General features: G+C 72.8%; 18 protein-coding genes, 1 rRNA gene and 1 riboswitch. Of the genes, 4 read left to right on the top strand and 15 right to left on the bottom strand.

The genetic code is table 11. The features are described 5' to 3' along the window. Positions 1-45: 45 nt before the first annotated feature. Both ACQRUO_RS12265 and ACQRUO_RS12260 read right to left on the bottom strand, forming a co-directional pair. Positions 46-849 (bottom strand): CPBP family intramembrane glutamic endopeptidase, encoded by an 804-nt coding sequence (locus ACQRUO_RS12265; RefSeq protein WP_428315857.1) that lies wholly within the window; start codon positions 847-849, stop codon positions 46-48. A 70-nt stretch (positions 850-919) separates the two neighbouring features. After that, complete coding sequence (locus ACQRUO_RS12260; RefSeq protein ID WP_428315856.1) at positions 920-2422, bottom strand: glutamate--cysteine ligase; 1503 nt, start codon at positions 2420-2422, stop codon at positions 920-922. 393 nt (positions 2423-2815) lie between these two features. Here ACQRUO_RS12260 and ACQRUO_RS12255 point away from each other — a divergent pair, with 393 nt between their 5' ends. Together ACQRUO_RS12255 and ACQRUO_RS12250 are read left to right on the top strand one after the other, a co-directional pair. Next, on the top strand, positions 2816-3463 hold the full coding sequence (locus tag ACQRUO_RS12255; protein ID WP_428315855.1) for a hypothetical protein: 648 nt from the start codon (positions 2816-2818) through the stop codon (positions 3461-3463). Between the two features lie 384 nt (positions 3464-3847). Beyond that, on the top strand, positions 3848-4039 hold the full coding sequence (locus tag ACQRUO_RS12250; RefSeq protein ID WP_280723693.1) for a DUF5999 family protein: 192 nt from the start codon (positions 3848-3850) through the stop codon (positions 4037-4039). Between the two features lie 163 nt (positions 4040-4202). Here the strand turns inward: ACQRUO_RS12250 and gcvP are convergent, their stop codons facing one another. After that, positions 4203-7103: an aminomethyl-transferring glycine dehydrogenase gene (gene gcvP, locus ACQRUO_RS12245; RefSeq protein WP_428315854.1), complete on the bottom strand. Its 2901-nt coding sequence runs from the start codon at positions 7101-7103 to the stop codon at positions 4203-4205. 231 nt (positions 7104-7334) lie between these two features. Next, positions 7335-7440, bottom strand: a riboswitch (glycine riboswitch). Between the two features lie 173 nt (positions 7441-7613). On the opposite strand from gcvP, the gene ACQRUO_RS12240 reads away from it, so the two are divergent. Both ACQRUO_RS12240 and ACQRUO_RS12235 read left to right on the top strand, forming a co-directional pair. Beyond that, on the top strand, positions 7614-8693 hold the full coding sequence (locus ACQRUO_RS12240) for a PRC and DUF2382 domain-containing protein (RefSeq protein ID WP_428315853.1): 1080 nt from the start codon (positions 7614-7616) through the stop codon (positions 8691-8693). A 268-nt stretch (positions 8694-8961) separates the two neighbouring features. Further along, positions 8962-10464 carry an MFS transporter gene (locus ACQRUO_RS12235; RefSeq protein WP_428315852.1) on the top strand — a complete coding sequence of 501 codons (1503 nt, stop codon included), beginning with the start codon at positions 8962-8964 and terminating at the stop codon, positions 10462-10464. 137 nt (positions 10465-10601) lie between these two features. On the opposite strand, the gene ACQRUO_RS12230 is transcribed toward ACQRUO_RS12235, so the two are convergent. The 12 genes from ACQRUO_RS12230 to rrf form a co-directional block, all read right to left on the bottom strand. Continuing rightward, on the bottom strand, positions 10602-12056 hold the full coding sequence (locus ACQRUO_RS12230) for a DNA polymerase IV (RefSeq protein WP_428315851.1): 1455 nt from the start codon (positions 12054-12056) through the stop codon (positions 10602-10604). 42 nt (positions 12057-12098) lie between these two features. Then, positions 12099-12800, bottom strand: coding sequence for a SanA/YdcF family protein (locus ACQRUO_RS12225; RefSeq protein WP_428315850.1), 702 nt, complete (start codon positions 12798-12800; stop codon positions 12099-12101). A gap of 106 nt (positions 12801-12906) precedes the next feature. Next, the gene (locus ACQRUO_RS12220) at positions 12907-13575 is read right to left on the bottom strand and encodes a MerR family transcriptional regulator (RefSeq protein WP_428315849.1); all 669 of its coding nucleotides are present in this window, start codon (positions 13573-13575) and stop codon (positions 12907-12909) included. Between the two features lie 237 nt (positions 13576-13812). Further along, entirely contained in the window at positions 13813-14286 is a 474-nt protein-coding gene (locus ACQRUO_RS12215) for a bifunctional nuclease family protein (RefSeq protein ID WP_428315848.1), read from the bottom strand. Positions 14287-14423: 137 nt separating this feature from the next. Continuing rightward, positions 14424-15212, bottom strand: coding sequence for a MerR family transcriptional regulator (locus ACQRUO_RS12210; RefSeq protein ID WP_428315847.1), 789 nt, complete (start codon positions 15210-15212; stop codon positions 14424-14426). A gap of 70 nt (positions 15213-15282) precedes the next feature. Next, positions 15283-16134, bottom strand: coding sequence for an FHA domain-containing protein (locus ACQRUO_RS12205; protein WP_428315846.1), 852 nt, complete (start codon positions 16132-16134; stop codon positions 15283-15285). A gap of 223 nt (positions 16135-16357) precedes the next feature. Then, on the bottom strand, positions 16358-17470 hold the full coding sequence (locus ACQRUO_RS12200) for a DUF881 domain-containing protein (protein ID WP_428315845.1): 1113 nt from the start codon (positions 17468-17470) through the stop codon (positions 16358-16360). 14 nt (positions 17471-17484) lie between these two features. Continuing rightward, a complete protein-coding gene (locus tag ACQRUO_RS12195; protein WP_230055411.1) occupies positions 17485-17817 on the bottom strand; it encodes a small basic family protein in 333 nt (110 codons plus the stop codon). Beyond that, the gene (locus ACQRUO_RS12190) at positions 17814-18866 is read right to left on the bottom strand and encodes a DUF881 domain-containing protein (RefSeq protein ID WP_428315844.1); all 1053 of its coding nucleotides are present in this window, start codon (positions 18864-18866) and stop codon (positions 17814-17816) included. Before ACQRUO_RS12190 ends, ACQRUO_RS12195 begins: the two co-directional genes overlap by 4 nt. A gap of 100 nt (positions 18867-18966) precedes the next feature. Further along, entirely contained in the window at positions 18967-21462 is a 2496-nt protein-coding gene (locus ACQRUO_RS12185) for a sugar phosphate nucleotidyltransferase (protein WP_428315843.1), read from the bottom strand. Between the two features lie 125 nt (positions 21463-21587). Further along, positions 21588-22199 carry a CDP-diacylglycerol--glycerol-3-phosphate 3-phosphatidyltransferase gene (gene pgsA / locus ACQRUO_RS12180; protein ID WP_428315842.1) on the bottom strand — a complete coding sequence of 204 codons (612 nt, stop codon included), beginning with the start codon at positions 22197-22199 and terminating at the stop codon, positions 21588-21590. A 166-nt stretch (positions 22200-22365) separates the two neighbouring features. After that, a 5S ribosomal RNA gene (rrf, locus tag ACQRUO_RS12175) occupies positions 22366-22437 on the bottom strand; the annotation flags it as partial.

Genomic DNA, 22437 nt, shown 5'->3' with positions numbered 1-22437 from the left:
CAGCCGGCTAGTGGGTCGGCACCCGGCTAGTGCGTCGGCAGCCGACTAATGCGTCGGCAGCCAGCTGACGTGCCCGGCCAGCAGGGCGTAGCCGACGAAGGCGGTGGTGTCGATCAGCGCGTGCGCCATCGCCAGCGGCATCACCCGGCCCCAGCGCCGGTAGAGCAGGCAGAAGACCACACCCATCACCATGTTGCCGACCAGGCCGCCGACCCCCTGGTACAGGTGGTAGGAGCCGCGCAGCACCGAGCTGGCCACCACGATCGCCGGCCACTGCCAGCCGCGCTGGGCGAGCCGGCGGACCAGGTAGCCGACGACGATGACCTCCTCCAGCACCGCGTTCTGCCAGGCCGAGAGGACCAGCACCGGGATCCGCCACCAGACGTCGGGCAGGCCGGAGGGCACCACGGTCAGGTTGAAGCCGGCCGCCCGCGAGCCCAGGTAGAGGGCGAGGCCGCTGCCGCCGATCGCGGCGGCCACCGCGGCGCCGCGGGCGAGGTCCCCCATCGGACGGTGGAAGTCGAAGCCGAGCATGCGCAGGCCGGTCCCCTCGCGGACCAGGAGGTAGGCGACCAGGCAGACCGGCATCACGCCGCGGGCGATGTAGTAGAGCTGGTAGGCCAGGTCGATCCAGGGCCGGCCCGGCGCGGCCGAGGCGTTCAGCGAGGCGACCTGATGGGTCAGCGCGGCGTGCTGGGTGAGCGAGTCGGCGAAGCTGATCGCGGCGAAGACCCCGCTGGCGCCGAGCGAGAGGCCGAGCACGACGAGCAGCTCGAACCCGAACAACCGCCGTTCGCGGGAGCCGGGCGGCAGGGCGTTCTCGAGCTGCGCGGGCGGTGCGATCATCATGGCCGCTCATCCTGTCACACAGCCATGAGCACGACCCCGAAGATCAGCACCGCCCAGACCCAGCCCCCGCTCAGCCCACCGGCCAGGTGTGCACCGGCTCCCCGCCGCGCATCAGCTCCATGTACCGCCGGGTCATGGTGGCCAACGCCGTGTTCCGGTCCATGCCGTACCGCTCGCGCAGTTGGTGCACCATGGCCGCCTGCCAGCTCGCGCCGTTGGTCCGGCGCAGGCAGCGCTGCTCGATGATGCCCAGGTAGCGGTCGCGGTCGGCCGGCTGCACGCCCCACTCGTCCAGGCCCTGGTGGGCCAGCGGCAGCAGTTCGCCGAGCACCAGCTCGACCGCCGAGACCTCGGCCGGTGCCCCGCGCGAGCCGCGGCCCTGGCGCGGCCAGTGCAGGGTGGCGTCGATGCCGTAACGGGCGGCGGTGTGGAAGTTGCGGTCGGCCAGCGCGAACGGCAGCCGGGTCCAGATCGGGCGGTGCTGCTCGGCGATCATCCGGACCAGGCCGTAGTAGAAGGCGGCGTTGGCCAACGTGTCGGCGACCGTCGGGCCGGCCGGCAGGCAGCGGTTCTCCACCCGCAGGTGCGGCACGCCGCCCGCCACGTCGTAGACCGGGCGGTTCCAGCGGTAGATGGTGCCGTTGTGCAGCCGCATCTCGTGCAGCTTGGGGATGCCGCCGGAGGCCAGCACCTTGGCCGGGTCCTCGTCGTCGCAGATCGGCAGCAGCGCCGGGAAGTACCGCAGGTTCTCCGCGAACAGGTCGAGCGCGGAGTCCACCCAGCGCTCCCCGAACCAGGTGATCGGGCGCACGCCCTGCGCCTTGAGCTCGGCCGAACGGGTGTCGCAGGCCTGCTGGAAGAGCACCGGCCGGGTCTCCCGCCACAGCTCGCGCCCGAACAGGAAGGGCGCGTTCGCCCCGAGCGCCACCTGGACGGCGGCGATCGCCTGGGCGGCGTTCCAGACCGAGGCGAACCGGTCGGGCGTCACCTGCAGGTGCAGCTGCAGCGAGGTCGCCGCGGCCTCGGCCACCATGGTGACCGAGTCCAGCACCAGGTGCTCCACGCCCTCGATGTCGAGCGCGATGTCCTCGCCGCGGGCGGCCAGGATCTGGTCGCTGAGCAGGCTGTACCGGTTGTTGTGGGACATCGAGTCCAGCCCGGTGTGCTCCGGCATCAGGGTCGGCAGCACCCCGACCATGATGATCCGGGCCCCGGCGTCCGCGGCCCGCCGGTCGGCGTAGCGCAGCCCGGTGTCGATCTCCTCGCGCAGTTCCTCGAAGACGTGTCCGGTCAGCCGGTGCGGGGCGATGTTCACCTCGATGTTGAACTGCCCCAGCTCGGTCTGGAAGTCGGCGGAGCCGATCGACGCCAGCACCTGTTCGTTGCGCATCAGCGGCAGACCCTGTTCGTCCGCCAGGTTGAGCTCGATCTCCAACCCCACCATCGCCCGCGGCCGGTCGAACCGACTCTCCCGCAGCATCCGCTCCAGCGCCTCCTGGCAGGACTGCAGTTTGCGTCGGTACTGCTGTCGATCGGCCAGGTCAGCGTGGGTTGCCGTGACTTTCTCCCCCATCGATACCCCCTTCGGCCGTGCACCGTGCCCTGCATCATGCCCAGCCGGAAGATCGATACCCGAGGCCGTTTCCGGCCGCCCCGCGGGCGGCACTGCGGCTCAACCCCGTTGGCCGAGCGTCATCCTGACGGCCTCTCACCCGTGTTCGCCGACTTGCCGGGCACGACGGAAGGTGATAAACAGGTCACCCTGCGCACTTGTTCGAGCAGGTGCCGCGCTGCATGTCGCCCCGCCCCCGGCTCACCCCCTCGCGGCTCGGGCGCCACCCTCGCGTGCCCGGCATCAGCTCGCGCGCTTTCAGCCCCGCGATCACGCCCAACCGGACCCGGCCTAATCCCGCCACGCCGGTATGCCGCTTTCGCACGCCGATCTCGCACGGAGAGGCGACCCGCCATGACCTTGCAGACCCCCCAGCCCCCGCCCAGCGCCCTGCGCGCCGTCCTGGCCGCACTGACCTCACCGGCTGCCCTGCGGCAGCCCGGGGCCGCCGCGCTGCGCAGTCCCACCGGGCGGCTGACCCCAGCCCACCCGCTGGCGGTGCACCAGCTGCCGCCCGGCACGGCCACGGCCCGCGCACTGGCGGCCGCGCCGCGCACGGGCTGGCGCTTCCTGATCAAGGACAGCCTGGTCGCTCCGGGCGGTGCGGTGGTGGCGGCGGCCGAGGTGCTGAAGTCGGCCGAGGGGCACAGCTTCGCGCACTTCGCGGCCGGTCCCTACCTGGACTCCACGGTGCGGGCGCTGGAGGAGGCCTGGCAGCTGGTGCAGGCGCAGCGGACCAGCCACCAGGCCCGGCTGCTGTCGATGCCCGGGCACTACGCGACCGCGCTCTGGCTGCACGGCATCGACGCCTCCCCCGAGGTCGACCTGCTGATCCCGCTGGCGCCGGCCCCGCTCGGGGTGGCCGCGCACCGCGCCTACCCGGCCGGCGACCTGCTCGCCCGGCTCGCCCGCCCCACGGCCGCCGGCCCGGCCCCGACTCCGGCCGCCGCCCCCGCCGCGACGAGCGGTGCCGCGCGCACCCCCGTCCCGGCGCTCCAGTAACCCACCCCCCAGACGGACTATCCGCGGGCCACCCGGCTGTATCAGTGCCGGGTGGCCCGTTTGTGCGCCCAGAACGCGGGGACCCATCTGAATGGGTGATCTCTGGCCCGGAGTTGTGGCGCGTGTCACCAAACAGCTGCGGGACGGGCCCGGGATGCCGACACTGGAAACCAGCGTGGAAGGACCACCTGTCCTACCCACAGAAGCGCCGGTTCACACCTGAGCCGGCCGGACAGGATCCGACCACCGTCAGAGGTGTTCCGGCGCCATCGATCCGACGGGTCCGCTGGATCCCAGGGGGGTCCAACGGGTCCGCGAGGTCCGATGGGGCTCTGCCGGTGCCGCTGCGGGGGGCGTGGATCGCGAGTGAAGCGAGGTACAACGATGTGCCAGCACCGACCTGAGTGCCCGTCGGCCGAGTCCGCCGACCGGGAGGCGGCCGTCCCGGTCGCCCGTCACCCCGAGCAGGGCTGGAGCCTGCTCTGCAACGGGGTCCTGCTCTTCGAGGACACCGGCGAGCTGCTGCCGGACGGCCGGGTGATCGCGCCGCACCGCGCGCTGGTGATCGCCGCCTGACGGATCCCCGGTCACCGCCTGACGGCCACCCACCACCGGCCCCGGCCCCGGCCGCTCAACCGGCCCCGGCAACGACCGGCCCCGGCAACGACGAAGTCCCCTGCGGCGGCTGCCGCAGGGGACTTCGTCGTGCGACCCGGCGGGCGGGTCAGGCGCGTACCGCTCAGACGCCGTACTCGTCCAGCGGCGGGCAGGAGCAGACCAGGTTGCGGTCGCCGTAGGCGCCGTCGATCCGGCTCACCGGCGGCCAGTACTTGTCGGCCGGGTTCACGCCGGCCGGGAAGACCGCCACGGTCCGGTCGTAGGCGTGCGCCCACTCACCGGCCAGCGCGGCGGCGGTGTGCGGGGCGTTGCGCAGCGGGTTGTCGTCCGCCACCCACTCGCCCGAGCCGACCTTCTCGATCTCGGCCCGGATCTCGATCATCGCGGCGCAGAACCGGTCGATCTCGAACAGGTCCTCGGACTCGGTCGGCTCGATCATCAGCGTGCCGGCCACCGGGAAGGACATGGTCGGGGCGTGGAAGCCGTAGTCGATCAGGCGCTTGGCGATGTCGTCCACGGTCACCCCCGTCTCCTTGGTGAGCGGGCGCAGGTCGATGATGCACTCGTGCGCCACCAGGCCGCCGGGGCCGGTGTAGAGCACCGGGAAGTGCGGGGCGAGCCGCTTGGCGATGTAGTTGGCGTTGAGCACCGCGACCTGGGTGGCGCGCTTGAGGCCGGCGCCGCCCATCAGCCGGACGTAGGCCCAGGAGATCGGCAGGATCGCGGCCGAGCCCCAGGGGGCGGCCGAGATCGGGCCGACACCGGTGGCCGGACCGGCCTCCGACTGCAGCGGGTGGTTGGGCAGGTACGGCGCCAGGTGGGCGCGCACCGCGACCGGGCCGACACCCGGGCCGCCACCGCCGTGCGGGATGCAGAAGGTCTTGTGCAGGTTCAGGTGCGAGACGTCGGCACCGAACTTGCCCGGCTTGGCGAGGCCGACCAGCGCGTTCAGGTTGGCGCCGTCCACGTAGACCTGGCCGCCGGCCTCGTGCACCAGGCCGCAGATGTCGGTGATCTGGGTCTCGAAGACGCCGTGGGTGGAGGGGTAGGTGACCATCAGCACGGCGAGCTGCTCGCGGTGCTGCTCGATCTTCGCCTTCAGGTCCTCGACGTCCACGTCACCGTCGGTCAGGGTCTTGACCACGACCACCCGCATGCCGGCCATCACCGCGGAGGCGGCGTTGGTGCCGTGCGCCGAGGCCGGGATCAGGCAGACGTCGCGCTGGGCGTCGCCGTTGGCGTGGTGGTAGGCGCGCACCGCGAGCAGACCGGCCAGCTCGCCCTGGGAGCCGGCGTTCGGCTGCAGCGAGACCGCGTCGTAGCCGGTGACCTCGACCAGCTGCTGCTCCAGCTGGCGGATCAGGGTGAGGTAGCCCTGCGCCTGGTCGATCGGGGCGAAGGGGTGCAGCTGGCCGAACTCCGGCCAGGTGACCGCCTCCATCTCGGTGGTGGCGTTGAGCTTCATGGTGCAGGAGCCGAGCGGGATCATGCCGCGGTCCAGCGCGTAGTCCCGGTCGGAGAGGCGGCGCAGGTAGCGCAGCATCGAGGTCTCCGAGCGGTGGCTGTGGAAGACCGGGTGGGTCAGGTACTCGTCCTCGCGCAGCAGCTCGGCCGGCAGCGTGTCGGCGGCCTCGGCCAGCTCGGCGCCGATCACGCCGAAGGCGGACCAGACCGCCTCCAGGTGCTCGCGGGTGGTGGTCTCGTCGCAGGAGATCGAGACGGTGTCGGCGTCCACCTGGTACAGGTTGACGCCGCCCTCGCGGGCGGCGGCCAGCACCTGCGCGGCGCGGCCCGGCACCTTGGCGGTGACGGTGTCGAAGAAGGACCGGTGGACCAGCTCGACGCCGCCCGCGGTCAGCCCCTCGGCCAGCGCGGCGGCGTAGCGGTGGGTGCGGCGGGCGATGTCGGCCAGGCCGTCGGGGCCGTGGTAGACCGCGTACATCGAGGCCATCACGGCCAGCAGCACCTGGGCGGTGCAGATGTTGCTGGTGGCCTTCTCGCGGCGGATGTGCTGCTCGCGGGTCTGCAGCGCCAGGCGGTAGGCGCGGTGGCCGTCGGCGTCCACCGAGACGCCGACCAGGCGACCGGGCAGCGAGCGGGCGTACTCGGCGCGCACCGAGAGGTAGCCGGCGTGCGGGCCGCCGAAGCCCATCGGCACGCCGAAGCGCTGCGAGGTGCCGCAGGCGATGTCGGCGCCGAGCGAGCCGGGCGACTTCAGCAGGGTGAGCGCCAGCAGGTCGGCGGCGACGGCGACGATCGCCCCCAGGCCGTGCGCCTGCTCGATCACCGCGGTCAGGTCGCGCACCGCGCCGGTGGCACCCGGGTACTGCAGCAGCACGCCGAAGACGCCGCGCTCGGCGATCTCGGCCGGGATGCCCTGCGCCAGGTCCGCGATCACGACCTCGACGCCGGTCGGCAGCGCGCGGGTCCGGATCACCTCGATGGTCTGCGGCAGCGTGTCGGCGTCGACCAGGAAGACGCCGCCCTTGACCTTGGTGACCCGGCGGGCCAGCGCCATCGCCTCGGCGGCCGCGGTGCCCTCGTCGAGCAGCGAGGAGCCGGAGGTGGGCAGACCGGTCAGGTCGGAGACCAGGGTCTGGAAGTTGAGCAGCGCCTCCAGCCGGCCCTGCGAGATCTCCGGCTGGTAGGGGGTGTAAGCGGTGTACCAGGCCGGGTTCTCCATGACGTTGCGCAGGATCACCGGCGGTGTGAAGGTGCCGTAGTAGCCCAGCCCGATCATCGGGGTGAGCACCTGGTTGCGGCCGGCCAGCTCGCGCAGCTCGGCGAGCACCTGGGCCTCGGACCGGCCGGCCGGCAGCGCCAGCTCGGTCAGGCTGCGGATGGCGGCGGGCACGGCGGCGGTGGCGAGCTCCTCGAGCGAGCCGAAGCCGACCTGCGCCAGCATCTTCTCCTGGGCGGCGGCGTCGGGGCCGATGTGGCGCGACTCGAAGGGGCTGGCAGCTTCGAGCTCGCTCAGGGTGGCGGCGCTGCGGGGGCGGCCGGCGGTCGGCTGGGCAGTCATGGTGGTCGAGGCCTCCTGGTCACGGACCGGCGGGGGCGCGCACGCCGTGGCCTCGCCGCCGTGGGGAGCGGAGCGACCTGGAACGAGCGAGCCCGACAGGCCTCCCCCTCTGTCATCGGGACCTGAGAGCTTCGCCCGCGCGGGACTTGCGCCCCGCCGGCTTGCACCGTCGGTGAGGGTGGTCCCCGTCGGCTCCCTCGCCGGCGGCCCTGCCCTGCTTTCCAGAGTGACCTATCCCACACGGTACGGATGCCTGAGAGATTCCGGGGAGGGTTTGCTCCTTCGGCGCCTCGCGCCCCTGTGTTCACAAGGGTGAGGACTCTCCCGAGCGGGCTCGGCGGTCGCGCCCAGGGTACCAGCGCGCGTCCCCCCGACAGCCGCTCAGGTGAGCGAACGCACTCCCCCAACCGGCCCAGCACCTGCACGGACGGCCGCGCTCCGCTCGCCGTGATCCGCTTCGTGCCTTTTGGTGTGAATCACGGGCGGTAACCACTGGAGGAAGAGGAAAGCGTGCAGACCGACATCGATCCCCGAGACCTGATCGGGCACAAGGCCGTCGACCGCAATGGCGACAAGATCGGCACGGTGGACGAGGTCTACCTCGACGACGCGACCGGCGAGCCCGAGTGGGCGGCCGTGCGGACCGGCATCTTCGGCCGGGACGCCTTCGTCCCCCTGACCACGAGCGAGTTCTCCGGCGAGGAGCTCCGGGTCCCCTATGACAAGTCGCTGATCAAGGACTCGCCGGACTTCGGCGTCGGCCAGCACCTCTCCCCCGCCCAGGAGCTCCAGCTCTACCGCTACTACGGACTGGACTCGCCCGCCGGCCGCCCCGTCGAGCCCGCCGTCGCCCCGGCGAACGGCTCGCGCGCCGGGCAGGACATGGAGTTCGGCATGACCGCGGGCGCCCCGATGGCCGCCACCGCGACCACCACCGCGGCACCGCCGTCCCAGGCGACCGCCCCGCAGCAGCTGGCCCCCCAGCAGCTGGCCCCCCAGCACCTGGCGCCGCAGCAGTCCGCCCCGGCCACCATCGGGCTGGACAAGCCGATCGAGGCACCGCCCGCGCCCACCCACCCGCCGACCCCCGACCAGTCGCCGACGCCCCAGCAGACCGGGGCCGTCCAGCAGTCCGGCGCCGCCCACGGGCCGGCCACCACCCCGCCGCCCGGCCCGATCGAGCTGACCCTGCGCGAGGAGCGGCTGGAGATCACCAACGAGTGGCACGTGCTGGGCACCGCCCGGCTGCGCAAGTACGTGGTGACCGAGCCGGTGGAGCGCACCGTGCAGGTGGTGCGCGAGCGGGTCCGGGTGGAACGGGTCCCGGTGAGCGACGCCGAGCGCTCCACCCTGACCGCGCAGGAGATCGCCGAGGCGGTCGAGGAGGTGACGCTGCGCGAGGAGCGGCCGGCGGTGCGCAAGTACCTGGCGCCGCTGGAGCGGGTGCGGCTGGTGGTGGAGCGGTACACCGAGGAGAAGGTGATCCGCGAGGAGCTGCGCCGCGAGCAGGTGGAGATCCACGACAGCACCGCCACCGAGCCGACCACGATGCCGCCCGCCCCGAGCGAGCGGCCGAGCGCGCACCACTGAGCCGAGCAGCACCCGGCATCCCGGCCCGGCCCCGCACCCGCGGGCCCGGGCCGCCGCCGTGTCCGGGCCACCGCCGTGTTGGGGCCACCGCCGTGTTCGGGCCGGTCAGGAAGAGCCCGGGGACGGATGGCTCGGCGACCGAGACAAAGCTTCACCGCTAGATATTTGACAGACTGAAGCACTTCGGCGCAAAGTTACTTCAGTACATCGACTATCTCCGGCATGAAGCAGCCGCTGGCCGCCGACGCCCGTCCCTGAAGGAGCCACCGTGAGTGAGGCAGCCAAGCCCACCGCCACGGCCGTGAAACCGAGCAGTGCCCGGGTGCTGCCCGCCCTGATCCTGGCCATGCTGGCCTACAGCGTGATCCAGACCGCGGTCGTGCCGATCCTCCCGTCGCTGGCGCTGGAGCTGAAGGTCTCCGGTTCCGACATCACCTGGCTGATGACCGCCAACCTGCTGTCGGCGGCCGTGCTCACCCCGCTGCTGGGCCGCTTCGGCGACCTGCGCGGGCGCAAGCCGATGCTGCTCATCTCGCTGGCCGGCCTGGTGCTCGGCTCCGGCCTGGCGGTGGCGACCCACTCGTTCTCGCTGCTGATCCTGGCCCGCGTGCTGCAGGGCGCCGGCGGTGGCGTGCTGCCGCTGGCGATCAGCATCGTCCGCGACGAGCTGCCGCGCGAGAAGGTCACCGGCGGCGTGGCCGCGATCAGTGCCTCGATGGGTGTCGGCAGCGGCCTCGGCCTGGTGGCCACCGGCCTGCTGCTGGAGCACTGGGACTACAAGTCGATCTTCTGGATGGGCCTGGTCTTCGCGCTGATCGCGGTCGCCCTGGTGGTGCTGCGGGTGCCGAACGACCCGGTGGTGGACAAGAACGGCGGCGCCGACCCGCTGGGCGCGATCGCCCTGGCCGGCTGGCTCTCCGCGCTGCTGGTCGCGGTCAGCCGCGGCAACGACTGGGGCTGGACCTCCACCAAAACCCTCGGCCTGTTCGCCGTCGCCGCGGTGGTCGCGCTGCTCTGGGGCGTCATCGAGGCCAAGGTCAAGCACCCGCTGGTCGACCTGAAGATGATGGCCCGTCCGGCCGTCGCCTTCACCAACATCTCCGGCCTGCTGATCGGCTTCGGGATGTACGGCTCCTTCCTGGTGATCAGCAACTTCACCCAGACCCCCGAGAAGCTCGCCCACTACGGCTTCACCGCCACCGTGCTGCACGCCGGTGTGCTGCTGCTGCCCTCCGCGGCCGGCTCGATGATCGCCGCCCCGGTCGGCGCCGCCATGATCGCCCGTCGCGGCCCGCGCCTGCCGCTGGTCCTCGGCGGCCTGTTCGGAGCCGTCTCGATGGCCTACCTGGCGCTGCGCCACAGCGCCGAGGGTGACATCTACTTCGCCTCCGCCCTCTTCGGTCTCGGCGTCGGCCTGGCCTACGCGGCCATGCCCGCCTTCATCAACGGTGCCGTCCCGGCCGAGCAGAGCGGCATCGCCAACGGCATGAACGCGGTGCTCCGCACCGTCGGTGGCGCCATCGGCACCGCCGTGATGGGCGCCGTCCTGACCGGCGACACCATCAAGTTCCCGCCGCAGGTCGCGGCCATGCTGCACGGGGTGCAGATCCCGACCCTGGACGCCTACAAGCACGCCTACTGGATCACCGCGGTCGTCTGCCTGATCGCCGCCGTCGTCCCGTTCGCGATCCGCGCCGCCCGCGGCACCACCGCGGTCGCCCAGGGCGCCCCGGTGACCGACGCGGCACGGCCCACCAAGACCGCCGCCTGATCAGCGGCCCGCCGGCGCCGCTCTGGGATCGGCGGCCCCGGCCCTGAACTCGGCCCCCACCCCGCACAGGTGGGGGCCGAGTCGCGTTCCGGGCCGGCCCGCCCGCCCGCCTGGACCCGACCCCGGCGGGCCGGCGCTCAGGCCGGCGGGTGCAGCGGCAGCGGCTCGGCCGGGCTCAGCGCCGGGTCGTCCACGGCGAAGGTCCGCACCCGCCCGGGCGGCGAGTCGGGCGTCTCGAAGCGCACCGTGACCCGGCCCACCCCGCTGCCCTGCACCCAGCCGGGACCGTACTCCCCGTGCGTCACGTCCTGGCCGGGCAGCCAGATGCGCGGCTGCGGCTCCTGGTCGGCCGAGGCGGTGGGCACGGCCGGATCCGGCCCGGCGTCGACCCCCTCGGGCCCCGGCGCCGCGGCTCCGTCGGCCGCCCCGACCTCCCCCGCCTCGCCCGCCTCGCCGGCCCGGTCGGCCGCCGCCTCCTCCAGCGCCGCCTCGGCCGCGGCCTGCGCGAACAGGTCCTCCTGGGTGTACTCGGCGAGCTGCGCCACCCCGACGCCGAGCAGCCGGATGCCGCCGGTCAGGTTGACCTGGTCGGCCAGCCGGCGGGCGGTGGCGGCGATCACCCGCTCGTCGTCGGTCGGGCCGCGCAGCGTCTCGGAGCGGGTCAGCGTGGTGAAGTCGAAGCGTCGCACCTTGATCACCACCGTCCGCCCCGAGCGGCCGGCCGCGCGCAGCCGGCGCACGCAGCGGGTGGTCAGCTTGTCCAGCTCGTAGAGGATCTGGTCACGGTCCACCAGGTCCACCTCGTAGGTGTCCTCCACCGAGACCGACTTGGTGTCCCGGTCGGGCACCACCGCCCGGTCGTCCAGGCCGCGGGCCATCAGCGAGACGCCGAGGCCGTGCGCCCGGCCGAGCAGCCGGACCAGCTCCTCCTCGGACTGGTCGGCCACCTCCGCCACGGTCAGCAGCCCGGCCCGGCGCAGCAGCTGTTCGGTGGCCGGGCCGACCCCGGGCAGCGCGCGCACCGGCATCGGCCCGAGCACCGCCCGTTCCTGACCGGGCGCCACCAGCACCAGCCCGTCCGGCTTGGCCTGCTCGGAGGCGATCTTGGCCATCAGCTTGGAGCCGGCCGCACCGATCGAGGCGGTCAGCCCGGTGCGGGCCCGGATGTCGGCCCGCAGGTCCTGGGCGATCGCCTCGACCAGCGCCGCACCCTCGGCGGGCGGCACCGCGCCCAGCGCCGCGCCGTAGGGCCCGGCCGTCAGGTCGACGTAGGCCTCGTCCACACTCAGCTGCTCCACCAGCGGCGACAGCTCGCGCATCATCGCCATCACCTGCTCGCTGACCTCGCGGTAGGCGGCGAACCGCGGCCACAGGTAGGCGCCGTTCGGGCAGAGCCGGCGGGCCACCGCGGTGGCCATCGCCGAGCGGACCCCGAACACCCGCGCCTCGTAGGAGGCGGTGGAGACCACGCCGCGGCCGCCGAGCCCGCCGACGATCACCGGCTTGCCGCGCAGGCTCGGCTTGGCCGCCTGCTCCACCGAGGCGAAGAAGGCGTCCATGTCGAGGTGGAGGATGCTCGGCACAGTCCGCACAGGGCCGATCATCGCGCACCCCACTGACAGTGCGGCCGCGGCTCAGCCCGCGGTGCGCTGCGCGTCCGCCAGGGCCCGGGCCACTCCGGGGTCCCGGGGGCCGAGCAGCGTGGGGTCCGGGTGGAAGACCACGCTGAACAGCGCCTTGTCGGCGCCCGGGATCTCCCGCACGGTGCCGTGGTACCAGGTCTCGTCGCGCGGCTCGGGCACCCCGACCGCGTAGGAGTCGATCCCGGCGGCCGAGCAGAGCGCCAGCGCGCGGCGCACGTGGTAGTCCTGGCTGACCAGGACGGCGTGGTCGACGCCGAAGATCCGCTTGGCCCGGTCACAGGAGTCCCAGGTGTCGAACCCGGCGTAGTCGCGCACCACCCGCACCGCCGGCACCCCGTGCGCCACCAGGTAGTCGTACATCGCGCCGGGCTCGTTGTAACCGGTGCTGCTGTTGTCACCGGTGACCAGGATCGCCTGCACCTTGTGCGCCCGGTAGAGCTGCAGGGCGGCGTCCAGCCGGTGCGCCAGGTAGGGCGAGGGCACGCCGTCGACCTCCTGGGCGCCGAACACCACGGCGACCGGCTCGGCCGGCACATCGGCCACGCTGCGGATCCGGGAGTCCTCCGCGCAGAACAGCCAGGCGCTGGGGGCCAGGGCGAGGACGCTGAACAGCACCACCGCCTGGAACGCCCGCCGCTGTCGTCGCCGTCCTCGCAGCACCCCGGTCACCCGGCGCAGCCCGCTCCCCCGCATGTTCCGCCCCCGTTCGGCCCACCGTGGGCCACCACCTGGAGCGGACGAGCCGGTGCGGCCCGCGGTTCCCGGTCGCGGGCCGATGATCGGCTGGACGGGCCGCGGGTCAGACCGCGCGGTTGCGGCGTTGGGCCAGCTCGTCGGCCGGGTCGTGGCCGACCAGGGTCTCGCCGGTGTCGGTGCGCTCGGCGTGCAGCCGGCCGAGGACGGCCTCCAGCTCCTGGGCCACCGCACCGACCGCGATGCCGAACATCCCCTGCCCGCCCTTCAGCAGGTCGACGACCTGCTGCGGCGTGGTGCACTCGTAGACGGTGGCGCCGTCGCTCATCAGGGTCAGCCCGGCCAGGTCGACCACCTCGGCGGACTGCAGGTGGGCCACCGCCACCCGGATGTTCTGCAGTGAGACCCCGGCGTCCAGCAGCCGCTTGACGATCTTCAGGATGAGGACGTCCCGGAAGCTGTAGAGCCGCTGGGCACCCGCCGGGTAGGCGGTGCGCACGCTGGGCTCCAGCAGGCCGGTGCGGGCCCAGTAGTCGAGCTGGCGGTAGGTGATGCCGGCGGCCGCGCAGGCCGTCGGGCCGCGGTAGGCCAGCAGTCCGGCGGGCGGCGCCGGGGTGATCCGCTCGACCTCCGGCTGACCGGCCTGGACGGCGGGGAACCGGCCGACCCGGGGCAGGTCCGCCGCCGCGGAGCGGGAGAGCATCGTCCGGTTGCCACGCGGCAGATGGACGGCGCACGGACCCCCCACGGCCGCCTCGTCGCCGCTGCTGCTCATGCCAACCTCCGTCCGCTCGTGCGCCGGGCGCCCGGAATCCCGGGCCGTCCCAGCGGCCACCCCTGACGGTAGGCAGTCGTCCAAGACGCGTCAACGATCGCCACGCCGGGTCGGCGAAACCGCTTCACCCCACCGTGTGGTTTCGCGTGCCCCCAGTGTGGGTAAGACCGCACACTTTGGCAAAACAACTGATCGACTCCCAGGGCCGTCCGGCCCTGGGTCGGCGGCGCGGCGCCGCTACTGGGCGTTGCCGCCGAAGTCCTCCGGCGACACCTGGTCGAGGAACTCGCGGAACTTCTCGACCTCGTCCTCCTGCTCGTCCGGGATCGCGATGCCCGCCTCCGCGAGCACCGTCTCGGCCCCGTAGATCGGGGTGCCGGTGCGCAGCGCGAGGGCTATCGCGTCGGACGGCCGGGCGCTGACCTCGACACCGCCGGCGAAGACCAGCTCGGCGTAGAAGACGCCCTCCCGCAGGTCGGTGATCCGGACCTCGGTGAGCTGCTGGCCGAGCGCCTCCAGCACGTCCTTGAACAGGTCGTGGGTCAGCGGCCGCACCGGTGTCATGCCCTGCTGGGCGAAGGCGATCGCCGTCGCCTCGCCAGGCCCGATCCAGATCGGCAGATACCGGTCGCCCCCCACTTCGCGCAGCAGGACGATCGGCTGGTTGGAGGGCATCTCCACCCGGACACCCACGACGTCGAGCTCATTCACAAGGCAACCCTATGGCTCCTTTGTGAGATATGAAAGCGCGGCCGGGCCCAGCTGCGGAGATTGCCGGGCCACCGCGGCCCGGGCGGGCGGGCCCCAGGGGGCTCGGCACGCCCGGACCACACGCCCGGAGCACACGCTCAGACCCGCCCGCGCAGACCGGCCTGCACCATGGTGGCGTGCAGCCGCACGGCCAGGGTGGCCAGCTCGCGCGCGGTGGTCTCGGCGTGCACCCGGGTCTGCGGGTTGCGGTGCCGGCGCAGCGGGGCCACCACCTGGTCGACCAGCGCGATCTCCCGCTCGGCGGCGGCCTTCACCTGGCGCAGGTGGCGCGGCTCCAGGCCGAACCGGCCCAGTTCGGCGACCAGCCGGGCGATCTGCAGTGCGTCCGCGTCGTACCCGCCGTCCGGCCCGGGGGCGACCAGGCCGTAGGACTCCCACTCGGCCAGGTCCGCCTCCTCGGCGCCGGCCGCCGCCAGCAGCTCGGCCCGGCCGAGCCGGACCCCCGAGCCGGCGCCGGTGGCCGCCTCCAGCTCGCGGTCGGCCTCCTCCAGCGGCCCGGGCCGGGCCTCGGCGGGGGCCGGCAGCGCCGGCGGCTGCTCACCGCGCTCGATCGCGTCCAAGTGCTCGCGGATCACCCGCAGCGGCAGGTAGTGGTCGCGCTGCATCCGCAGCACGTAGGCCAGCCGCTCGACGTCGGCCGGACCGAACTTGCGGTAGCCCGAAGGCGTCCGCTGCGGCTCGACCAGCCCTTCCGCCTCCAGGAAGCGGATCTTGGAAATGGTGACTTCGGGGAAGTCCTCGCGCAGGAAGGCGAGCACTGCGCCGATGCTCAGCAGCTCGCCCCCGCGCCGCTCGGCGGACCGACTGAGCGGTCCGCCGGGCCGGCGCGGGCCGGTCACGGTCGTCACGGTCTGATTCGAGGTCATGCGCACTCTCCTGCTGCCGTCGTGCTGTGCGAACCCCCACAACCCGCCCGTGCCCCGGTGTGCGCCCGACTCAGTACCGCTGCGGTCCCGCGAAGAACACCAGCCGGTACTTGCCGATCTGCACCTCGTCACCGTTGTTCAGACCGACCTCGTCGATCCGCTCGCGGTTGACGTACGTCCCGTTCAGGCTGCCGACGTCCGCGACGGTGAAACCGCCCGGGCGACGGCGGAACTCCACGTGCCGGCGCGAGACGGTGACGTCGTCGAGGAAGATGTCGCCCTGCGGGTGGCGACCCGCCGTGGTGACGTCCGCGTCGAGCAGGAAGCGGCTGCCCGAGTTCGGGCCGCGCTGCACGATCAGCAGGGCCGAGCCCGGCGGCAGCGCGTCGATCGCGGCCAGCACCTCGGCCGACAGCGCCGGGGTGGCGCCGGTGCCGGTGGCGGTCGGATCGTAGGAGTCCAGCCCGGCGATCGAGATCGTCGAGGTGGTCTCGGCCGCGCCCTCCGGGATCCCGCCGCGCAGCGGGCTGCCGCAGTTGTTGCAGAACCGGGCGGTGGCCGGGTTCTGGTTGCCGCACCGCGGGCAGACGATCGGGCCGGTCATGTTCGCAGCCTCCTGGCGCGGCACTCCCCCTGGGACGTGCCCGGCGTAGGGATCCGGGGCGAACCCTCCACCAGAGGTTGAGGGTGCTGACGGGAAACCTATGCGGGGCGCACCCGGGGAATCAACCGACGCGCCGTAGCCGGACTCGCGGAAGAGCGGGCGCTCGCCGGCCGGCTGGTAGCCCTCCAGCGATGCGCCCCGCATCCCGGGGACCTGGGTCGGCTCCTCCTCCTCGCGCCGGTGGCGCGCGGTGGGCATCTCCACGGCGGCGCCACGACGGCGGTTGGAACGGCCGAACAGCTTCGAGAACAGACTCACGGGCGAATCCCCTTGCGATTAACCGACCCGCCCGCGGGGCAGGGTGAGAACCTTCGACAGGCTTGGAGCCCGGCATCCGGCCGGGGCTGTGCCACCCGTACGACTAGGAGTGGTACTGCACAGTGTGACCCACGCCGGTCCGGTGGTCTGCACCGGGGGCGGGTCGCAAGCGCAGGTGAGGAGTGGTGGCGCCGACGGAGCGTCAGCTGGATCGGGCGGCGCCTCACTTCGCCGCCGGCTTGGCGAACTGCGTCGGTCCGGGTACGGCCAGCGCGTCCACCGTCACCTTCTGCTGCTCCGAGATGTTGGCGCCCACCTGCTCCTTCTCCAGGGTACGGACGATGCCGCCCGGGATGTTCAGAGCCGGTGTCAGATCCTGCGGATTGCCGATCACGGTGAAGCGGTAGGGCTGCGTGACCTTGGTCCCGTCGATCGACACCCCGCCCGAGGGCAGGTCGGTGAAGTAGGTGTGGGCCACCACTCGGACATCGTTGATCTGAATCGCCTCCGCCCCCGCCGCTCGGAGTTCCTGCAGGGTGTCCAGCAGCATATCGGCCTTGACCTGCCCCTGGGGGTCATCGACCGTCAGCACGATGCCCGGACCGCTCGCCCTAACCGTACCTGCCAGCACGCCCAGCTCCAGCGCCTTCTGCGCGGTCTGGTCCTGGGCCTCCTTGGCCTGGTTCGAACTGTTCTCCAACTGGGTCAGCGACTGGTCGAGTTGGGCCTTCTCCTGCTGCAGCCGCTGCTGCCGGCTGTCCAGCTCGTCGAGGATCCGCACCAGGTCCTCCTGGCGGGCCCCGCGCAGCGCGTTGTGGTCGTTGGTGCTGCGCACCTGGATCGCCAGGCCCAGACCGAGCGCGAACAGCAGCAGGGCGACCACCAGCTGACCGCGGGAGAACCGCGGCGGCCAGACCGCCTTGCGCAGCCGGGCCCGGCCGTCCAGCGGACGGGCGGGCGGGGCGGGCTCGGCGGCAGCCTCGGTCTCGGCGTCGGTCCCGCCGCCCGTCTCCTCGGCGCCCGGCTCCGCGGCCTCGGCGGTCTCTGCGGCCTCGGCGGAACGCTCGTCGGTGGCCTCCTCCGGGGCCTGGGCGGGGTCCGGGGCGGGCGGCTGCTCCGCGGCCGCCTCCGGCTCCGGCTCGCCGGCCGCGGGGGCCGAGGGGACCGCCACGGGGCCCTGCCCGGCCGACCCGGGGTCCTGCCGCGCGGGGGCGGGCGCAGCCGCCTCGCCGGCCGGCTCGGTGGCCTGCTGCGGCACCCCGGCCGGCTCCAGCTGCCCGCTCGGCTCGCTCGGTTCGGTCGGCTCGCGGCCCTGGTCCGTCGTCTCCCGCGTCACGCCCGGCACCCGCCTCAGGCCCGGAACACGTGCCGGCGGATGGCGGCCGCGTTCGAGAAGATCCGGATCCCGAGCACCACGACCACCCCGGTGGACAGCTGCGAGCCCACGCCCAGCTGGTCGCCGAGGAAGACGATCAGCGCCGCCACCACCACGTTGGAGAGGAAGGAGACCACGAAGACCTTGTCGTCGAAGATCCCGTCGAGCATCGCCCGGACCCCGCCGAAGACCGCGTCCAGCGCCGCCACCACGGCGATCGGCAGGTACGGCACGACCGCCGCCGGCACCGACGGCTGTACGAAGAGTCCGATGACGACACCGGCCACCAGGCCCAGTACGGCGATCACGGCTTGACTGCTCCTGTCGTGGCAAGGGGCGAGGAGGGTACTGACGAGGGCGCCGCGGAAGCCGGCACCGAAGAAGGGGGTCCTGAGGAAGGGGACACCGACGGTGCGGCGGACCCGGCCGGCGAAGCGGACGGCGAAGCTGAGCCTGAGGGTGAGGGTGAGGTCGGCTCGGGCGTGGCGACGCGCAGCGTGAAGCCGACCGCCGCGGGCAGCTCCAGCGAGTGCTGCGGCGCGGCGGTGGCCCTGATGCCGTAGCTGTCCTCCAGCACCCGCAGGTATCGCCCGCCGGTGCCGTTCTGGAAGGCTCCGGGCAGCACCTTCTCGTCGCCGAGCGCCAGCACGGTGTAAGGCGGCACCAGCGGCCGGTTGTCCACCAGGATCGCGTCCCCGGCCGCCCGGATCGCCGAGAGCGCGGTGAGCCGCTGCCCGTTCACCGAGATCGCCTGGGCTCCGGACTGCCAGAGCCCGTTGACGATCAACTGCAGATCACGGTCGTGCAGCCGGTCGCCGCTGAAGTCGTCGGAGGTCCGCGGGTCGATGCCGCCGCCCGCGGCGGTGTCGCTCGCGTCGTCCAGCACCAGCTTCAGACCCGGGCCGGTGACCGGGCCGGTCCCGGCCGCGGCGGCCAGGTCCCGCAGCGCCGTGTCGCCGCCGGAGTCCTGCAAGGCACGCTGCTGCTCCTGGTCGACCTGCGCCCGGGCGGCCTCCACCTGCCTCTGCAGCCGGTCCGCGGCGGCGGTCTCGTCGGTCACCTTCTGCACCAGTGCGTCGTGCTGCCTGGCCAGCACCGGCTCGGCATCGTGCGCGTTCACACCGCTGACGGTCACCACCACGGCGGCCAGCGCCAGCCCGACCGCGAGCAGCAGCCGCCCCTTGGCCGTGGTGGGCAACCGGCGCCGCCCCACCTCGCCGCGCGCCCGGGCGGCGGCCGCGTAGCCCTCGTCCAGGCTCTGGTCCATCACCGTGGTCAGCAGCGTCATCGAGGCGTCCGGACGGGCGAACCGCCCGCTGCCCCGGATCGGTGACCGCGTCGCTGACATGCCGGACATCGTCCCACGGCACCGCGGCCCCCGATGACCAGCCCCCGTCCTGGGGGTCGGCCGCCGGGGGCCGCGGGCTCGGTGACGCGTCAGCAGGTGGCGCCGGGCCTCACCGGCCGGCGCCGTCCACCACCGCCGCCCACTCGTCCAGCAGGGCCTGGGTCGCCTCGTCGTCCGGTCCCTCGGCCCACAGGTGGGTGACCGCCTCCGCCGGGTCCGGCAGCACCAGGGTCCAGCGACCGTCCGGCTCGACCACCCGCACGCCGTCCGTGGTGTCCAGCCGCCGGTCGCCGGCCGCCTCCACCACCGAGCGCATCACCATGCCCTTGGCCGCCCAGGGGGTGGCGATGTCCCGGCGCTGCATGTGCGCCTGCGGGATCCGGGCGTCGATCTGGCTCAGGGTCAGCTGGGTGCGGGCCACCAGGCCGACCAGCCGGACGAAGGCCGCGGCCCCGTCCAGCACCCCGTTGAACTCGGGCACCACGAAGCCGCCGCGGCCGTCGCCGCCGAAGATGGTGCCCTCGGCAGCGGCCGCCTTGGCCAGGTCGTCGGGTGAGGTGGTGGTCCAGCAGACCTGGGTGCCGTGGTAGGCCGCGACCTGCTCGGCGATCCGGGTGGTGGTCACCGGGAGCGCCACCTGCCCGCTGCGCCGCTCGGCGGCCACCAGGTCGACCAGCACCAGCAGCGCCCGGTCGTCCTCGATCACCCGGCCCAGCTCGTCCACGAAGGAAACGCGCTCGCCGACCGGGTCGAACCGCACGCCGAAGGCCGCCCGCGAGGAGGCGACCAGCGCGCCGAGCCGGGCCAGGCCGGCCCGCCGCTCCTCGGCGTCCTCGGTCGGACGGGCCTCGTCCAGGCCGCCGCTCACGGTCAACGCCTCGACCCCGAGCCGGCCCAGGATGCTCGGCAGCACCAGCCCGGCACTGCCGTGCGCGGTGTCCACCACCACCTTGAGCCCGGCCTCCCGGACCCCCGTGGTGTCGATCGACCGCAGCAGGTTGCCCGCGTAGGAGTCGAAGACGCTGGACGGGAAGGTCAGGTCGCCGATCTCGCCCGGGAAGGCCCGGCGGTACTCCTGGCGGGCGTAGACCCGGTCGAGCTTGCGCTGGCCGGCCTGCGAGAGGTCGGCGCCGCGCTCGTCGAAGAAGAGGATGTCCAGCGAGTCCGGCACCCCGGGCGTGGTGCGCAGGAAGATCCCGCCGGCACTGCCGCGCGCGGTGTGCTGACGGGCCACCGGCAGCGGCACGTTCTCCAGGTCGCGCACGTCGATCGCGCTGGTCTGCAGCGCGGAGATCATCGCCCGCTTGAGCGCGCGGGCACCACGGGAGTGGTCACGGGCGATGGTGACGCTCGCGCCCTTCTTCAACGTGGTGGCGTAGGCGCCCGCCAGCCGGACCGCGAGCTCCGGGGTGATCTCCACGTTGAGGATCCCGGAGACCCCGCGCACGCCGAACAGGTGCTCCTGGCCGCGGGACTCCCAGATCACCGAGGTGTTGACGAAGGCGCCCGCCTCGATGGTCTTGAACGGGTAGACCCGCACCCCGCCGGCGATGATCGACTCCTCGCCGATCAGGCACTCGTCGCCGATCACCGCGCCGTCCTCGATCCGGGCCGCGCGCATCACGTCGGTGTTCTTGCCGACCACGCAGCCGCGCAGGTTGGTCTGCGGACCCACGTAGACGTTGTCGTGCACCACGGCCTTGTGCAGGAAGGCCCCGCGCTTGACGACCACGTTGCTGCCCAGCACGGTGTGCTCGCGCAGCTCCACGCCCGCCTCGACCTTGGCGTAGTCGCCGATGTAGAGCGGACCGCGCAGGATCGCCTCCGGGTCCACCTCGGCCCCCTCCGCGACCCAGACGCCGGGCGAGATCTCGAAGCCGTCCAGCTCGACCTCGACCTTGCCCTCCAGCACGTCGGCCTGCGCCTTGCCGTAGCTCTCGTGGGTGCCCACGTCCTCCCAGTAGCCCTCGGCGACGTAGCCGTAGACCGGCTTGCCCTCCTTGAGCAGCTGCGGGAAGACGTCGCTGGACCAGTCGACCGACTGCCCGGCGGCGACGTAGTCGAAGACCTCCGGCTCCATCACGTAGATGCCGGTGTTCACGGTGTCCGAGAAGACCTGTCCCCAGGTGGGCTTCTCCAGGAACCGCTCGACCCGGCCCTCGTCGTCGACGATCGTGATCCCGAATTCCAGCGGGTCGGGCACCCGGGTCAGACAGACCGTGACCAGCGCTCCCTTGCGCCGGTGAAAGGCGATCAGCTCGCTGAGGTCGAAATCGGTGAGTGCGTCGCCGGAGATCACCAGAAAGGAATCGTCACGCAGTGCGTCCTCGGCGTTCTTGACACTGCCGGCGGTACCTAGCGGAATCTCCTCGTTCGCGTAGGTGAGGCTCATGCCGAGCTCCTCGCCGTCACCGAAGTAGTTCTTCACCAGCGAGGCGAGGAACTGCACGGTCACGACGGTATCGGTGAGGCCGTGCCGCTTGAGCAGGCGCAGCACGTGCTCCATGATCGGCCGATTGGCCACCGGTAGGAGCGGCTTCGGCATGCTCGAAGTCATCGGGCGGAGACGAGTTCCCTCGCCTCCGGCCATCACAACGGCTTTCATTGCGGGTGCGTCCTCCTTCGCGGCAATGGACTCCTCGTCCATCAAACCGTTTCAGGACACCTCTACCCGGCAAAGTAGATCCGACGCGCCCACCGGTGCGTCATCTGCGCCACGATTACCCAGGGTCAGCCCGCGGACGCGCCGGTGCCCTTCACGATCCGGCGCGCCTGGACGGCGTAGAGGATCGCGGCCCACCAGTACAGCACGGTGCCCCACCAGATGAACGCCCAGCTGACCGCCCCCGCGGTGCGGTGGAACCAGCCGTCGCCCTGCCCCAGCAGCAGAAGCGGAAAGGCGTACATCAGATTGAAGGTGGCCGCCTTGCCCAGGAAACTCGTCTGCAGCGGACCGTAACCATGGCGGTTGAGAATCGGTAGCAGAGCGGCGATGAACGCCTCGCGCGCCAGCAGGATCACCGTCACCCAGAGCGGAAGGATCTCCCGCCAGGTCAGCCCGACGAGGGTGGAGAGCACGTACAGCCGGTCCGCCAGCGGATCCAGCAGCTGCCCGACCCGGCTGATCTGCCCCCAGCGGCGGGCCAGCTTTCCGTCCAGGTAGTCGCTGACCCCGCTGAGCAGGAGGATGACCAGCGCCCAGCCGTCGTTGTTCGGCCCGTGGAACTTCGGCCAGAGAATGAGCCACAGGAAGAGCGGGACGCCGACCAGTCGGGCCATGCTGAGCAGGTTGGGGATGGTGAGTACGCGGTCGGTCTGGACTCGCGTCTCCTGGACCTCCACTCGGGGGCCTCCTGTCGTGCCGTCTGCTCGTGCCGTCTGCTTCGGACACCGACGGAGCCGATGCCGGGCCGGCCCGGAGCCGACGCGGCCCCGACTTTACCCGGCGCCGGCCCCGAACGCGAAGAAGCCCCCGACCGGAAAGGTCGGGGGCTTCTTCAGAAGAATTGTTCGGCGGCGTCCTACTCTCCCACAGGGTCCCCCCTGCAGTACCATCGGCGCTGTGAGGCTTAGCTTCCGG

The organism is Kitasatospora sp. LaBMicrA B282, assembly GCF_050325825.1.
Lineage (GTDB): Bacteria > Actinomycetota > Actinomycetes > Streptomycetales > Streptomycetaceae > Kitasatospora.
The sequence above is the reverse complement of the archived record's forward strand: the minus strand, read 5'-3'. Positions and strand labels throughout refer to the sequence as shown.

What these genes read in the sequence shown, in the direction of transcription:
- ACQRUO_RS12265 (WP_428315857.1), bottom strand. Translation starts at nt 849, where the DNA reads ATGATGATCGCACCGCCCGCGCAGCTCGAGAACGCCCTGCCGCCCGGC.
- ACQRUO_RS12260 (WP_428315856.1), bottom strand. Translation starts at nt 2,422, where the DNA reads ATGGGGGAGAAAGTCACGGCAACCCACGCTGACCTGGCCGATCGACAG.
- ACQRUO_RS12255 (WP_428315855.1), top strand. Translation starts at nt 2,816, where the DNA reads ATGACCTTGCAGACCCCCCAGCCCCCGCCCAGCGCCCTGCGCGCCGTC.
- ACQRUO_RS12250 (WP_280723693.1), top strand. Translation starts at nt 3,848, where the DNA reads ATGTGCCAGCACCGACCTGAGTGCCCGTCGGCCGAGTCCGCCGACCGG.
- gcvP (WP_428315854.1), bottom strand. Translation starts at nt 7,103, where the DNA reads ATGACTGCCCAGCCGACCGCCGGCCGCCCCCGCAGCGCCGCCACCCTG.
- ACQRUO_RS12225 (WP_428315850.1), bottom strand. Translation starts at nt 12,800, where the DNA reads ATGCGGGGGAGCGGGCTGCGCCGGGTGACCGGGGTGCTGCGAGGACGG.
- ACQRUO_RS12220 (WP_428315849.1), bottom strand. Translation starts at nt 13,575, where the DNA reads ATGAGCAGCAGCGGCGACGAGGCGGCCGTGGGGGGTCCGTGCGCCGTC.
- ACQRUO_RS12210 (WP_428315847.1), bottom strand. Translation starts at nt 15,212, where the DNA reads ATGACCTCGAATCAGACCGTGACGACCGTGACCGGCCCGCGCCGGCCC.
- ACQRUO_RS12190 (WP_428315844.1), bottom strand. Translation starts at nt 18,866, where the DNA reads ATGTCCGGCATGTCAGCGACGCGGTCACCGATCCGGGGCAGCGGGCGG.
- ACQRUO_RS12185 (WP_428315843.1), bottom strand. Translation starts at nt 21,462, where the DNA reads ATGAAAGCCGTTGTGATGGCCGGAGGCGAGGGAACTCGTCTCCGCCCG.